Genomic DNA, 14,692 nt, shown 5'->3' on the forward strand with positions numbered 1-14,692 from the left:
CAAAAATCAATGGAATCTGGTTCTAACAATGGAACCAAAGGCGTCCTAGGCTCAAGAAAAAAGCGTTCGGATTCAGATGGGGCTGGCCGATGCAGTGCATAAAAGTGGGAGTGATCGGGGCGGGCGGCGTCGCCCAGGTCGAGCACATACCGAACCTGCTCAAGCTGCACCGGCGGTTCAGGATCGTTGGCGTCTACGATCCGTCGCGCAAGGTCCGTGCCTTCGTCGGCGAGGAATTCGGCCTCGAGACATTCCCCGATCTCGACGCGCTTCTCGCGATGCCGCTCGATGCCGTGGTCATCGCCTCGCCGGACGCGCTGCACCGCGAACAGAGTCTCGCCGCCTTCGCCCGGGGGCTGCATGTCTTCTGTGAAAAGCCGCTTTGCTACAGCGCCGGAGACATCGACGAATTGATCGCCGCCAGGGACCGCGCCGGAAAGGTGCTCCAGGTCGGCTACATGAAGCGTTTCGACCCGAGCTACGAGGCGGCGCTGAAAATGCTGCCGGGCACGGCGCGGACGCTTCGCTACATTTCGGTCGAGGTCAACGATCCCGACGCCTGGCCCTTCATCCGGCACACCTCCACTTGCCGGGGTGACGACGTCGCGGAGGGGTTGGTTGCCTCGACCGAAGCCAGGCAGCGCGAGCAGGTGGACCGCGCGGTGCCCGGCATCGATGATCCCGACGCCTTTCGAGGCTTTGTCGGCGCCTATTGTTCCTCGATCGTCCATGACGTGAACGCCGTGCATGGGCTCCTCGATGCGCTCGGTGTCGCTGACGGCGAAATTGTCGGCGCCTCGTTTTTCGCCGGAGGCGAAGGCGGCCAAGGCACTGTCCGGCTGCTCGACGGCCAGGCGCTGTGGACCATGGTGCATGTCGCCATTCCGAGGCTGCCCGATTATCGCGAGCGCATCACGCTCTACTTCGACGACGCCTCGCTCGAGCTGGAATTCCCCTCGCCCTATCTCAACCACCAGCCGACGCGGCTGACGGTTCGCACCAGCAGCGGCCACACGCTTTCCAGCGCGGACATCCGCAGCGGCTACGAAGAGGCGTTCATCGAGGAGTTGAAAGGCTTCTGGTCGGCGATCGTCGAAGGCACGCCCGTGCGCAACACCGCCGAGCATGCCCGCCGCGACATGACGCTGCTGGCCGGCCTCGCCCGCCATCACCTTGCCCAGTCGAAGCAATCAGGAGTTCGCCCGTGAAGGTTCGCATCGGCATCAATCCGATCACCTGGACCAATGACGACGTGCCGGAACTCGGCGGCGACACGCCACTGGAGGTGTGTCTCGCCGAGACCAGGCAGGCCGGCTATTCCGGCACCGAGCTTGGCGGCAAGTTTCCGCGCCGGTCGGCCGAGCTGAAGCCGATCATGCAGCGCCATGGCCTTGCGGTAATTTCCGGCTGGTATGACGGCCGCTGCGACGAGAAGGATGTCGGCGCGGAGATGGATGCCGTCACGCCCCATCTCCAGCTCTTGAAGGACATGGGCGCCACCCATGTCGTCTATGCCGACACCTCGCGCGGGCGCCACAACGCCATCTGGGGGCCGATCTCGCAGCGCCCTGCGCTCAGCCCGGACGAATGGCCGGCCTATGGCCGCAAGCTGACTGCACTGGCTGAAAGAATGGCGGATTTCGGCGTGCGCATGGCCTTTCACCACCATATGGGGACCATCGTCGAGACCGATGCCGAGGTCGGCTTGCTGATGCGCCACACCGGGCAAGCGGTCGGCCTGCTCTACGACACCGGCCATTCGGTCTTTTCGGGCGGCGACCCGCTGGCCTTGATCAAGGCCCATGTCAAACGCGTCGTGCATGTGCATTGCAAGGACGCACGCAAACCCGTGCTTGATCGTGCCCGCGCCGAGGACATGAGTTTCATGGGTGCGGTCATGGAAGGGATCTTCACCGTTCCCGGCGACGGCTCCATCGACTATCCCGCCATTTTGCGCGTGCTGGCCGACAATGATTACAGCGGCTGGCTGGTCGTCGAGGCCGAGCAGGATCCCAGCAAGGCCAACCCGCTGACTTATGCGACAATGGGCTTCCGGAACCTGTCGCGCATGGCGAAGGGAGCCGGATTTACCGTCATCGAATGATTGGGGCCGCGTGCGGCCCCCAAGGAACCAGTGCTGAGGAATGGAACTGGAATAAAGGGGCAACTGGAACCGCCGACCGTAATTGCGGCGGCGGAAAACAAACAGGAGGTTCTATGTTTTCGCTTGCGAAATTAATAAAGCCTGCGCTCGGCCTGCTGGCCGGCTTCACGATGATGGCGGCGGCCACGACACTTGCGGCCGCCGACGAGACGCGGGTGGTGTTCGTCACCCACGGCCAGAGCGGCGACCCCTACTGGTCGGTGGTCAAGAACGGCATGGACGACGCCGCCAAGACGCTCGGTGTCAAGGCCGAGTATCTGGCCCCCGAAACCTTCGACATGGCCAAGATGGGGCAGATGATCGACGCCATCGCGGCCTCCAAGCCCGACGGCATGGTTGTCTCGATCCCCGACGCGGCCGCCCTTTCGACACCGGTCAAGAACGCGGTCGCCACCGGCATCCCGGTGATCGTCATCGATTCCGGCGGCTCGAAGCTGACCCATGATCTTGGCGGCCTGCTGTTCATGGGGCAGGATGAATTCCAGGCGGGCGTCATGGCCGGCGAGCGCATCAAGGCGCTCGGCCTCACAAAGGCGGTCTGCGCCAACCATGAGGTCGGCAATTCGAGCCTCGACGACCGCTGCGCCGGCTTTGCCAAGGGTCTGGGCGTCGACGTTCCGGTGATGAACGGCGTAATCGACCCGACCGAAATGAAGAACCGCGTGATCGCCTACATGACCGCTCATGCCGACACACAGTTCATCCTCGCCGTCGGCGCCAGCGGCGCCGAACCGACGCTGGCCGCCCTTGATGAAATGGGCCTCTCGGGCAAGGTGAAGACCGGCACGTTCGATCTCTCCCCCACGATCCTGCAGGCCGTCGTCGCCGGCAAGATGGAATGGTGCATCGACGCCCAGCAATATGCAATGGGCTACATCCCGGTGGCGATGTTCGACCTCTGGAAGAAGTACAAGATCATGCCGATCGCCGACTATCCGACCGGCCCCGGCTTCGTCACCAAGGACACCGCCGCCTCGGTTATCGAACTGTCGAAACTCGGCAAGCGCTGACACTGGCGGCCGGAGCTTCGCTCCGGCCGCTTCATCAGAGCAATTCCAGGAAAAGTGTGAGCGGTTTTCCGTCCGGAGTTGCGTCAAGGCAGGGAAGTAGAGCCGTTCAGCGTTTCCGTGAAACGATGAACGGCTCTATGTGAAGGGTAACGCAGTCATGGTTTCAGAGATTCGCGACGAGCGGGTCCGGTCCGTGTCACGCCTGAGCCGCCTGTTGAGCAGGCCGGAACTTGGCGCCGCGGCCGGCACCGTGCTGGTCTTCGTGTTCTTCGCCGTCACGGCGGGAAGCTCGGGACTTTTCAGTGCCAAGGGGATCGTCAACTTCCTCGAAGTCTCGGCCCAGCTTGGCATTCTCGCCGCACCCGTGGCTTTGCTGATGATCGCCGGCGAGTTCGACCTGTCGGTCGGCTCGATGATCGGCTTTGCCGGCATCCTCATCGCTATCCCTTCCGTGTTCTGGGGCTGGCCGATCTGGCTTTCGCTGCTGTTCACCTTCGCCGTCTGCGGCGGCATCGGCGCGCTGAACGGGCTCGCCGTCGTCAGGACCGGCCTGCCCTCATTCATCGTGACGCTCGGCAGCCTGTTCATGCTGCGCGGCCTCACGCTCGGCCTCACGCGCGGCATCTCAGGCCGAACCCAGGTCTCGGGCGTGCATGAACTGGCGTTGCACGATCCCCTCAACAGCCTGTTCTCGGAGCAGGTGTTCTCCGGCCTGATCGCCTGGCTTTCCGACATCGGCCTGATCGGCAAGCGGGCGGACGGCCTGCCGTCGATATCAGGCATTCCGGTGTCCATCGTATGGTGGATCGTGCTGACACTGGCCTGCACCTGGCTCTTGACGCGCAGCCGCTTCGGCAACTGGATCTTCGCCGCCGGCGGCGAAGCCAATGCCGCGCGCAATCTCGGCGTGCCGGTGGCGCGCACCAAGATCACGCTGTTCATCATGACGGCACTCGCGGCAGCCCTGTTCGCGGCGATCCAGGTGCTGGTCACCGGCTCGGCCGACACGCTGCGCGGCACGCAGAAGGAATTCGAGGCCATCATCGCCGTCGTCATCGGCGGCACGCTGCTCACCGGCGGCTATGGATCGGCCATTGGCGCCATGTTCGGCGCCCTGATCTTCGGCGTGGTGCAGATGGGCATCTTCTACACCGGCATCGATACCGACTGGTTCAAGCTGTTCATGGGCGCCATGATGGTCATCGCGGTGCTGTTCAACAGCTATGTGCGCAACCGCGCCATGAGGAGCCGGTGATGGCCGAGCCCTATGTCGAACTGAAATCGGTCAGCAAATATTTCGGCTCGGTCGTGGCACTCAAGGACGTGTCTTTCGATGTCTGCCCCGGCGAGGTGCATTGCCTGCTCGGCGACAATGGCGCCGGCAAGTCGACGCTGATCAAGACGCTGTCGGGCGTCTACACGCCCGACGAAGGCGAAATCCGTATCCAGGGCAAGCCGACACGGTTCGCCTCGCCCGCCGATACCCGCGACAGCGGCATCGCAACGGTCTACCAGGACCTGGCGCTGGTGCCGCTGATGAGCGTGGCGCGCAACTTCTTCCTCGGGCGCGAGCCGATGCGCAAGTTCGGGCCAATCCATCAGTTCGACAGCGACTTCGCCAACCGCACCGCCTATGACGAGATGTCGGCGATGGGCATCCAGCTGCGCGACCCCGAACAGCCGGTTGGCACCCTGTCAGGCGGCGAACGGCAATGCCTGGCGATTGCGCGTGCCGTCTATTTCGGCGCCAAGGTGCTGATCCTCGACGAGCCGACATCGGCGCTGGGGGTCCACCAGGCCTCCGTGGTTCTGAAGCTCATCGTGCAGTCCAAGGCGCGCGGCATCGGCGTCATCTTCATTTCCCACAACGTCCATCACGCCTATGTCGTGGGCGACCGCTTCACGCTCTTGAAGCGCGGCCGGAGCACCGGCACCTACGCCAAGGGCGAAATCGACCGCGATCAGCTGCTCAACCTGATGGCCGGCGGCAAGGAACTGGTGGACCTGGAACAGGAATTGGCAAAGTCGGCCAAGAACGGCCGGGCTTGAGGCGCGGCGCGCCTTTGCAGGCAACGAAACGCACGGCCAAACAAGCACTCGCGCGGGCGAAGGCGCGCATGCTTTGCCGCTCGAAGCTAGACGTCAGGCATCACGCGCGGATGCGACGAAAAAGCGTTTCCACAATCACGTTGAAGCGTTCCGGGTCATCAAACGCCCGGGCCGCAAGCATGGCTCCGTATACGGTCGCCATGAATGCTTGTGCCTCGATGTCGGGGGATGCCTCGAGATGCACCGCCCCCTGCTCCACACCAAGTTCGAACAACCGCTCCAGCCATCTGCCGAGATCGGTGAAATGGCCGCGAACGGAAAGCGCCACCTCTTCGGGCAGACCCGGCAATTCAGCGGCCAGCACGGCAGCCAGGCAAAAGGGAGCGGACTGGTCCTTGATACAGCGTTCCCAATACCCGGTGTAAAACCGCAGCTGATCCATCGCGACCGGCGAACCTTCGTCCAACGCCGCAAGCTGAGCCCGGATGCCGGCACGCGCTTGCTCGACAACGGCTACCACCAGATCGACTTTCGACGGAAAGTGATGGTGAATGCTGGCCTTGCGGATGCCAAAGCGCTCCGAAAGATCGGCGTAGCTGAAGCCGTTGTAGCCAACACGCATGATGAGTTGGGCGGCTCCCCCAACCAATTTGCCCGCGGTGTCACTGAGTGCAATGTTCATTGTCTACCTTCCAATAGGTCGAGGTAGGAAATTTAGCCGATCCTTGCAAGATTTGTCCTAGTCGGCGAGCCAAGGGTGAACCAATCCTTTCGACGGGAAATGCGCCGTCCCTCATGGAGACAGCGCATGACCGGTCAGTTGGGAAAAGCAGGGCGGGATGTCGAACGGCTCCTGCAAGGGGCGCACCTTAGCTGGCGGCTCGCGGTGACTTGCGACGGATGTCGCCGGCCGTCAGCCATACCGCCGACACCAGGAAGTAGAATGCGCCAAACGCGGCATATGGTGCGACATTCGTGATGCCGATATCTTCAATGCCCCCGGCCATCTTGACAAAAAAGAGGCCCGCCAACGCCGATTGAGCGCCGCTCAGGATCATCGCCCATTGCGCGCCATTGGTCTTCCAGCGCCGCACCGCGGTAATCAGTTGGAACACGCCGGACAGCACGGCCCACACACCATAGACCGCGAGCACTGTGTTCATGCTCCTGGTCAGCGCGACAGCGACCGCCAGGGTGGTAAGCGCGCTGATGACAAAGTTCAGCAACTGAGACTTGTTGCGGCTCATCCCGCCTGTGCGCTGGGCATCGAGGAAGTTCGCCAGGGCGTCCCAGGCGGGATACGCTACCAGCATGATCGCGGCCAGCGGCGGCATGGTCCTGGCGACGGTGAAGGCCAGTGCGACCCATGCCGCGGAAACGGCGAACCGCACAAAATAATAGCTTTTGAGCCATGTGTTCGAAGCTTGAGCGAGGGTGTCGGTTTCTTGGGAAGGCATGCTTGTTTGTCCAATGCTGGTTGATGTTGACTACCTACTAGAAGGTAGGCATATCGAAGTCAACAACAGGATTGGCTGAATGCGCACCATCTTGGCAGCCTCTGGAGACCGCCCCCGCTCAGGCTCCGTATGTGGCGATCGGCTTGCCGAACATGCCGGGCTCGGGCTTTACGCCCAGGCCTGGCCGCTGCGGCACGGCGATATGCCCTTCGCGGATGACGACCGGATTGCCAGGGTCGAAATGCCCATCGATATACTCCTGGGCGATCCATGCGCCTTCCATGCGGCGCGGCTCGACAGTCGCCGCAAGATGGACGCAGGCCGACGCGATGATGTCGCCTCCCCAGGCATCGTCGCAGCTGTGCGGCAGCGAGCGGATGGCGCAAAGGTCGCGCACGGTCGCCATCTTGGTGAGGCCGCCAAGGCGGGTAACCTTGAAGCCGAAACCATCCGCGATGCCCAGCGAGATCGCCCGCAGCACCGCGTTCTGGTCCTCGGTGCTCTCGTCGAGATAGATCGGATGTGTCACGCGGCCCTTCAGCGTCGCGATCTCGTCCATGGTGTTGCAGGGCTGTTCGAGGACGAAGGGGATCGCCTGGCAGAGCCTGTCGAGATGGATTGCCGCGGCCGCCGTCAGGCCTCTGTTGCCGTCCACCGCAATGCGCGCCTTGTAGCCGACCGCTTCCCAGACCTTGTGGACGGTGGCCACATCCTCTTCGAGATTACGCCCGGAAATCTTGACCTGCAGACGCGGATAGCCTGCCTTCACCTTGTCGGCCGCGATCCTGGCCGTTTCATCCGGCGGGCCGACGATCAGCGAATAGTAGGCCGGCACGCGATCCGTGAGCGAGCCGCCCAGAAGCGTCGACACCGGCACACCGAGCTTCTGGCCGAGAAGGTCGAGAAAGGCCATGTCGAACGCGGCCTTGGCGTAGCCGTGCCCGTTCAGGCGCTCATCCATCCGCTTCGCCAGAAGCCTGATCGAGGCAATCTTCGCGCCAATGAGGCCTGGGGCAATTTCGGCGATCGCGGCGCGGGCGCCGAGCGCGTGATGCGGCTGGTAGACCGGTCCGATCGGACAGGTCTCGCCCCAACCGGTCAGGCCGTCATCCGTCACGATCTCGATTAAGGTACTGTCCAGCGACTCTACGTCGTCGCTGGCCATGCGATAGGCGCCGCCTTTGACGGGCAACTGCGCCGTATGGACGTTGATCCGGTCGATGCGCATCTTCGCTCAGCCCTTGCGATCAACTGCGCGCCCTGGCCGAGCTGGGATCGTAGGGCGAGTCCGCGATCACCTCGGCGACCCTCCATTCGCCTAGGATCGCCACGTCGAACTTGGTGCCGGGCTTGCTGAGACGCTCCGGCAACAGCGCCAGCGCCACATCATGCCCGAGCGTATAGCCATAGCCGCCCGACGTGATGCGCCCGACCAGTTCGCCATCGATGTAGAGGCCCTCGTTGGCAAGCGTGCTGGCGCCATCGGTCTCGATCCTGAGCGTTGCCGATCGGCGCTGGTCGTTACGATCCTTGTATTTCAGCACCGCCTCGCGGCCGACGAAATCGCCCTTGTCGAGGCGAACGAACCGCTCGAGCCCGCTCTCCAGCACGTTGAGCTCGGGATTCATGTCCCGGTACATGGCGCGATAGGATTTCTCCAGCCGCAGCGATTCCAGCGCATGCAGCCCGACGAGCCGCATGCCGTGCTTCTCGCCCTCACTCAGGATCGCGTCGAGCAATTGCCGCTGATAGGCCATGGGATGATAGAGCTCCCATCCGAGCTCGCCTTCGTAGTTGACGCGCAGCAGCCGCACGTCGCTGGCAAGCGCCACGCTGCCGGTCTTCACGCCGAACCAGGGAAAGGCGGCGTTCGACAGGTCGATCTCGGTGAGCGGCTGCAGCACATCTCGGGCATTTGGCCCCACGACCGTGAAGCAGCCGCGCTCATTGGTGACGTTCTTCAGGCTGACACCGCCGTCGGCGGGGAGCAGCTTTGAGAGATCGTCGAAATTCCAGCGCTCCGCGCGCGGCGTCGAGATGAGATAGAAGCCGTCGTCGGTGAGGCGCGCCACCATGTATTCCGCCTGCACCCCACCTGCAGGGGTGAGGTGATGCGCCAGAACAGCCCTGCCGACTGCTGGCAGGCGATTGGCAAGGATCCTGTCGAGCCAGGCGGCTGCGTTTGGTCCCGAGACCTCGAACTTGGTCATCGGCGTCATCTCGACCAGGCCGACGGCATTGCGCACGGCCTGCACTTCCTCGCCGACGAAAACGCCCTTGGCGGTCCAGCGCCAGCTATACTGGTCCTTGGCCTCGACGCCCTTGGGTGCGAACCAATTGGGCATTTCCCAACCGTTGAGCACGCCCCAGACCGCGCCCAACTCGCTCAGCCGCGCATAGGATGGCGCTGTCTTCTGCGGCCGGGCGGCAGGCATGTCCTGTCCGGGATATTTCTGCTCCGCATGCGTGCCCCAGGCCTCGCGGACTTTCTCGCGCGTCCAGGCCTTGTTGGCGTAGTCGCCGAAGCGGCGAGGATCCAGATCCGAGGTGTCGAGGCTGTTGCCGCCCTCGACGATCCGCTCCGACAGATAGTAGCCGATCGTGCCGCCCCACAGGATGCCGCCCGGCACGCCCTCGGCCAGCCACACATTGGGCAGGCCCCAGGCCGGTCCCATCAGCGGAAGCTCGTCCGCCGTCATCTGGAAGGGGCCGCGGACATTGGCCTTGATTCCGGCGCGTCCCAGTGACGGCACAAGTTGCGTTGCCTGCTCCCAGTTCCATGACACCGCCTCGAAATCCTCTTCGACGAGGTCGGCGCCGAACCAGGCGGGAACGCCATCCTCGGCAAACAGCTTGAGGTGTTCGGTCCGCTCATAGGGCCCGAACATGAAGCCGTCGCCCTCCTCGCGCAGATAGCCTTCAAAGCCCTCGTCGCGCAGGATCGGCATTTCCGCCCGTCCCTGCTTTTTGCGCTCCACGACCTCCGGCACCGGCTCGGTGATCCAGTACTGGTGCAGGATCGGGATGGCGGGGATCTCGAGGCCGAGCAGCGCGCCGGTCTGGCGCGCGTAATTGCCGGTCGCGCAGACCACATGCTCGCAGGTGATGTCGCCCTTGTTCGTCTGGACCCGCCATTCGCCGCCCGCGGTCCGCTGAAAGCCGGTGACCTCCGTGTTCAGGTAGATCTTGGCGCCCAGATCCCGCGCGCCCTTGGCCATGGCATGGGTCACGTCGGCCGGCGCGATATGGCCGTCATCGGGATGATAGAGCGCGCCGAGCATGTGCTTGTTGTCGAGAAGCGGGCACAGCGCCCTCGCCTCCGCCGGCGACAGCAGATGCGCCCGCATGCCCTGAACGTCGGCGACGCTCATATAGCTCTTGTATTCGTCGAGCCGGTCCCTGGAATTGGCGATGCGCAGCTGGCCGCATTTGTGCCATCCGACAGGCTGCCCGGTCTCGGCCTCCAGCCCTTCATAGATCTCGATGGTCTTGTTGATCATCCGGCCGATATTGATGTTGCGGGCGTAGGATGGGACGAGGCCCGCCGCATGCCAGGTCGAGCCGGCCGTCAGCTGGGTGCGTTCGAGCAGTGCGACGTCGGTCCAGCCGCGCTTGGCAAGACCGTACAGGATGCCCGCGCCGACGCACCCGCCACCAACAATCACCACCCGCGCATGTGTCTGCATCGACCCACCAAATCCCTGGCATCTTCAAAGAACCCATCGTCGAGGCTACAGGCGGCGAAAGCCCCTGTAACGTCTTCAAAAACTGGGGTTCATGATAAGCTGGATTTATGCAACTGGGCCCTTTCGGCGGTGCGTATGCACCATCGCTAAAGTCGTCGCCCATGCGTTGCACTGCCGGCTGGTAACACTATAGATGTACCATCGTGCGCGAAGACATTCACACGAAGGGCATTCCTGTTCTCTGCGTTTCATGCGAAGCGCGGCATCGTGGCATTTGCGGCGCCCTCAACCCCGATCAGCTTGTCGCCCTGTCCAAGTCGACGAAACGGCACAAGGCCGAGACCGGCAAGGAATTGATGAGCGACACCGGAAGCGTCGACCGGTTCTCCAACGTTCTTTCCGGTGTCGTGAAACTCACCAAGACGCTGTCCGACGGCCGCCAGCAGATCGTCGGCCTGCAGTTCGCTCCTGATTTTCTGGGCAGGCCGTTCCAGGCCGAGAGCACATTGACCGCGGAAGCCGCGACCAATGTCGAGCTGTGCTCCTTTCCGCGCCAAACGCTGGAGCGGATGATGAAGGAGCACCCCGACCTCGAACATCGGCTGCTCGAACAGAAATTGCGCGAACTCGACCAGGCGCGCGACTGGATGGTGGCGCTCGGTCGCAAGACCGCCGCCGAGAAGATCGCGAGCTTCCTGTTGATGATCGCGCGCAACATCGATCCGACCGCTGGCCCGGAACACCGCGCCGCCGCTTTCGACCTGCCGCTGTCGCGCGCGGAGATCGCGGATTTCCTCGGCCTGACCATCGAAACGGTAAGCCGGCAATTGACCAGGCTGCGGGGCGACAACGTCATTCGCATCGACAACAACCGTCACATTGTCGTCAGCGACCTCGCGCGCCTGGCGGCGCGTTCCGGGAACTGATCGCCGAAGCGCTCAGCGCTGCCCGAGAATCCCCGGCAGCACATGGTCGCGCTCGAAGGCGATATGGCGCCGCATGGATTCGAACAGCGCGCGCAGCATGTAGCCGAGCGCCTCGGGGTTCTCGATAGGCCTCCCGTGGCCGTGCGCAAGCAGGACTTCACTGAGATCAGCCGCCGCGCAGTCGTCCTCCAGATGCTCCATCTTGAGCCGCGCGACGATGTCTTCCCCGCCCTGGAGCCGCGCGAAGGCGGGGAAGACAGTCTCTTCCTCGAAGCGATGGCACTCTCGCAGCACTGGCAACAGATCGGCCGCCACGGCAAGGCACTGGAAGCGGTCGACGCGCGACGGCAGGTCGTCGGCGATGCCTTCAAGCATGTGACAGAGCGCAAGCATCCGCACGTGCGCCCGCTTCATGTCCGCCGGCCCGCGCAGCGGTCCGAGATTAGAGTCGCTCATGATGCCTCCTCCGCCACGGCGGGCTCAAGGCGTGGGCAGGGCGACGGTGTCCTTGGCGGGCTCCTCGCGGACGGTGCGCAGCTCATACCAGAGCGCATTGAGGATGCCGACGGAGGCGGCCAGTCCGAGGCCGAGGATCCAGGCAAAATACCACATGGTCAAAACTCCGGTTGAATCAGTAGGCCGACGAGCCGGCCTTCTCGACGCTCTTCTCGCCGACCTTGCCCCACAGCACGCTGTAGACCCACCCGGTGTAGGCAAGGATCAGCGGCAGGAAGATCACCGTGGCGATCAGCATGTTGCGCAGCGTGGCGCGGCTTGAGGAAGCATCGAACACGGTCAGCGAATGGCTGGGATTGCTGCTCGACGGCAGAAGGATGGGGAACATGGCAAGCCCCACCGTCGCGATGATCATCGCGACGCCTAACTGCGAGGCAAGGAAGGTCCAGCCTTCACGCCGGGCCCGAAAGCCGATAGCCGCCAGCAGCGGTGCGACGACACCGAGCGCCGGCACGATCCACAGCAGCGGATGGGCATGGAAATTCGCCAGCCAGGCACCGCTGTCCGCCGACACCGTCTTGAGCAGCGGATTGGACGGCCCGTCCCACACGATCGGCGAGGTCACGCGGTAGCCGCCGAGCAGCCCGAGCCAGACCAGCACGCCACCGCCGGCGAAGAGCAGCGAAGTGATGACAGCGGACTTGGCGCCGATCGCGCGCGCGCGGTCTTCGACGATGCCTTCCGCCTTGAACGCGAGCCATGCCGCGCCGTGGGTTATCAGCATGGCGACCGAGACGAGGCCGCAATAGAGCGCGAGCGGGTTGAGCAGGCCGAACAGGCTGCCTTCATAGATGGGGCGCAGATCCGACGTGAAATGGAACGGCACGCCCTGCAGCGTGTTGCCAAGGGCAACGCCGAAGATGAGCGCCGGCACCGCGCCGCCGACGAAGAGCGCCCAGTCCCAGCGCCCGCGCCAGGCGGGATCGGGCCGCTTCGAGCGATACTTGAAGGCAACGGGGCGCAGGATCAGCGCCAGAAGCACCAGGAACATGGCAAGGTAGAAGCCGGAGAAGCTCAGCGCGTAGAGCGCCGGCCACGCCGCGAAGATGGCGCCGCCGCCGAGGATGAACCACACCTGGTTGCCTTCCCATACCGGGCCGATTGTGTTGATCGCCACACGCCGTTCGGCATCGGTCCTGGCGACGAAGGGCAGCAGCGCGCCCACGCCCATGTCGAAACCGTCGGTCACGGCGAAGCCGATCAGGAGGATGCCGAGCAGAATCCACCAGATCACGCGCAGCGTTTCATAGTCGAAGAGAAAGTCGATCATCGTCGTGATCCTTTTTCATTCTGCGGGTTGCAGTGCGGGGTCGGTGTTCGGGCGCAGGTCATCGATGACGCTGGCGATCTCGGGCCCCTTGCGGATTGCGGCCAGCATCAGCTTGACCTCGATGAGGGCGAGCACGCCGTAGATGAGCGTGAAGCCGGAGATGGTGAGCGCCAGGTCGGTGACGCCAAGCTCGGACGTGGCGAGGAAGGTCGGCAGCACGCCATCGATGATCCAGGGCTGGCGTCCGAACTCCGCCACGAACCAGCCGACCTCGATGGCGATCCAGGGCAGCGGCATGGCGATGAGCGCGGCATGAAACAGCCAGCGCGGCGCTTCGGTCTCCCGTGTCGTGTGCCACAGCGACACCGCGAACAGCGCGGCGAGCACGAAACCGCAGGCCACCATCAGCCGGAAGCCGAAGAAGAGCAGCGGCACGTAAGGCACGGTCGACCAGGCGGCATCCTTGATCTGCTGCTCGCTCGCCTGCCTCGGATCCGGCAGGTACCGCTTGAGCAGCAGCGCGTAGCCGAGATCCCCGGAGCTGGCATCGAAGGCGGCGCGGGCGGCGGTATCGGTGCGATCCGCCTTGATCTTCTCCAGCGCGTCATAGGCGGCGATGCCGTTGCGGATGCGCATTTCGGCATGGGCGACAAGTTCGTCGATGCCGGGGATCTGCCTGTCGATCGAGCGCGTGCCGATGATGCCCATCACCCACGGGATGCGGATGGCGAAATGCGTCTCGCGGTCGCTTTGGCTGGGAATGCCGAAGGCCGTGAAGGACGCCGGCGCGGGTTCCGTCTCCCACATGGCCTCGATGGCCGCGAGCTTCATTTTCTGGTTGTCGGTCAGCGCATAGCCGCTTTCGTCGCCGAGCACGATCACCGAGAGTGACGAGGCGAGGCCGAAGGCCGAGGCGATGACGAAAGAGCGCTTGGCGAGCTGGACGTGACGCCCGCGCAGCATGTACCAGGCCGAAACGCCGAGCACGAAGGTGGCGGCGCAGACATAGCCGGCCGAAACGGTGTGTACGAACTTCGCCTGCGCCACCGGATTGAAGATCACCGCCATGAAGTCGGTGACCTCCATGCGCATCGTGTCCGGGTTGAAGGCAGAACCGACCGGGTTCTGCATCCAGCCATTGGCGATCAGGATCCAGAGCGCGGAGAAATTGGTGCCAAGCGCCATCAACCAGGTCACGATCATATGCGCGCGGGCCGATAGCCTGTCCCAACCGAAGAAGAACAGCCCGACAAAGGTGGCTTCGAGGAAGAAGGCCATCAGGCCCTCGATGGCGAGGGGCGCGCCGAACACGTCGCCGACATAGTGCGAATAGTAGGCCCAGTTCATGCCGAACTGGAATTCCATGGTGATGCCGGTGGCGACGCCGAGGGCGAAATTGATGCCGAACAGCACGCCCCAGAACTTGGTCATGTCGCGCCAGATGGTGCGGCGGGTCATGACATAGACGGTCTCCATCATGGCGATCAGGATGGAGAGGCCCAGCGTCAGCGGCACGAACAGGAAATGATAGAGGGCCGTCAGCGCGAACTGCAGCCGGGACAGGTCGACGAGGAGAAAGTCGGGCATGGGAGCGTCCTTTCTGGATACCCGCTC

General features: G+C 63.8%; 14 protein-coding genes. 6 read left to right on the forward strand and 8 right to left on the reverse strand.

Annotated features, from left to right (window positions below):
- Window positions 1–89: 89 nt before the first annotated feature.
- The 5 genes from AC1VON_RS29690 (at window position 90) to AC1VON_RS29710 (ending at window position 5,223) form a co-directional block, all read left to right on the forward strand.
- Window positions 90–1,208, forward strand: a complete 1,119-nt coding sequence (locus AC1VON_RS29690; RefSeq protein ID WP_483125822.1) for a Gfo/Idh/MocA family protein — start codon at window positions 90–92, stop codon at window positions 1,206–1,208.
- Window positions 1,205–2,104, forward strand: a complete 900-nt coding sequence (iolE, locus tag AC1VON_RS29695) for a myo-inosose-2 dehydratase (RefSeq protein ID WP_483125823.1) — start codon at window positions 1,205–1,207, stop codon at window positions 2,102–2,104. Before AC1VON_RS29690 ends, iolE begins: the two co-directional genes overlap by 4 nt.
- A 113-nt stretch (window positions 2,105–2,217) precedes the next feature.
- A complete protein-coding gene (locus AC1VON_RS29700; RefSeq protein ID WP_483125824.1) occupies window positions 2,218–3,174 on the forward strand; it encodes a rhizopine catabolism ABC transporter substrate-binding protein in 957 nt (318 codons plus the stop codon).
- 157 nt (window positions 3,175–3,331) lie between these two features.
- Complete coding sequence (locus AC1VON_RS29705) at window positions 3,332–4,429, forward strand: ABC transporter permease (protein WP_483125825.1); 1,098 nt, start codon at window positions 3,332–3,334, stop codon at window positions 4,427–4,429.
- The gene (locus AC1VON_RS29710) at window positions 4,429–5,223 is read left to right on the forward strand and encodes an ATP-binding cassette domain-containing protein (RefSeq protein ID WP_483125826.1); all 795 of its coding nucleotides are present in this window, start codon (window positions 4,429–4,431) and stop codon (window positions 5,221–5,223) included. Before AC1VON_RS29705 ends, AC1VON_RS29710 begins: the two co-directional genes overlap by 1 nt.
- A 100-nt stretch (window positions 5,224–5,323) precedes the next feature.
- On the opposite strand, the gene AC1VON_RS29715 is transcribed toward AC1VON_RS29710, so the two are convergent.
- The 4 genes from AC1VON_RS29715 to AC1VON_RS29730 form a co-directional block, all read right to left on the reverse strand.
- Window positions 5,324–5,905: a TetR/AcrR family transcriptional regulator gene (locus AC1VON_RS29715; RefSeq protein WP_172349093.1), complete on the reverse strand. Its 582-nt coding sequence runs from the start codon at window positions 5,903–5,905 to the stop codon at window positions 5,324–5,326.
- A 187-nt stretch (window positions 5,906–6,092) separates the two neighbouring features.
- Window positions 6,093–6,680: a DUF308 domain-containing protein gene (locus AC1VON_RS29720; RefSeq protein WP_172349092.1), complete on the reverse strand. Its 588-nt coding sequence runs from the start codon at window positions 6,678–6,680 to the stop codon at window positions 6,093–6,095.
- Window positions 6,681–6,798: 118 nt separating this feature from the next.
- Window positions 6,799–7,908, reverse strand: coding sequence for a mandelate racemase/muconate lactonizing enzyme family protein (locus AC1VON_RS29725; protein ID WP_172349091.1), 1,110 nt, complete (start codon window positions 7,906–7,908; stop codon window positions 6,799–6,801).
- Window positions 7,909–7,927: 19 nt separating this feature from the next.
- Window positions 7,928–10,366 (reverse strand): GcvT family protein, encoded by a 2,439-nt coding sequence (locus tag AC1VON_RS29730; RefSeq protein WP_172349090.1) that lies wholly within the window; start codon window positions 10,364–10,366, stop codon window positions 7,928–7,930.
- A 203-nt stretch (window positions 10,367–10,569) separates the two neighbouring features.
- Here AC1VON_RS29730 and AC1VON_RS29735 point away from each other — a divergent pair, with 203 nt between their 5' ends.
- Entirely contained in the window at window positions 10,570–11,292 is a 723-nt protein-coding gene (locus AC1VON_RS29735; RefSeq protein WP_340163209.1) for a Crp/Fnr family transcriptional regulator, read from the forward strand.
- A 12-nt stretch (window positions 11,293–11,304) separates the two neighbouring features.
- On the opposite strand, the gene AC1VON_RS29740 is transcribed toward AC1VON_RS29735, so the two are convergent.
- Genes AC1VON_RS29740 through AC1VON_RS29755 form a run of 4 tightly spaced genes read right to left on the reverse strand, consistent with a single transcriptional unit; the run spans window position 11,305 to window position 14,665 of the window.
- Window positions 11,305–11,748, reverse strand: a complete 444-nt coding sequence (locus tag AC1VON_RS29740) for a hemerythrin domain-containing protein (protein WP_246740925.1) — start codon at window positions 11,746–11,748, stop codon at window positions 11,305–11,307.
- Between the two features lie 24 nt (window positions 11,749–11,772).
- Complete coding sequence (gene cydX / locus AC1VON_RS29745; RefSeq protein WP_096449042.1) at window positions 11,773–11,904, reverse strand: cytochrome bd-I oxidase subunit CydX; 132 nt, start codon at window positions 11,902–11,904, stop codon at window positions 11,773–11,775.
- 19 nt (window positions 11,905–11,923) lie between these two features.
- Window positions 11,924–13,078 carry a cytochrome d ubiquinol oxidase subunit II gene (cydB, locus tag AC1VON_RS29750; protein ID WP_172349089.1) on the reverse strand — a complete coding sequence of 385 codons (1,155 nt, stop codon included), beginning with the start codon at window positions 13,076–13,078 and terminating at the stop codon, window positions 11,924–11,926.
- A gap of 15 nt (window positions 13,079–13,093) precedes the next feature.
- Window positions 13,094–14,665, reverse strand: coding sequence for a cytochrome ubiquinol oxidase subunit I (locus AC1VON_RS29755; protein ID WP_172349088.1), 1,572 nt, complete (start codon window positions 14,663–14,665; stop codon window positions 13,094–13,096).
- Between the last annotated feature and the right edge of the window lie 27 nt (window positions 14,666–14,692).

The sequence above is a fragment of the Mesorhizobium sp. HAY1-8B genome, from assembly GCF_056868045.1.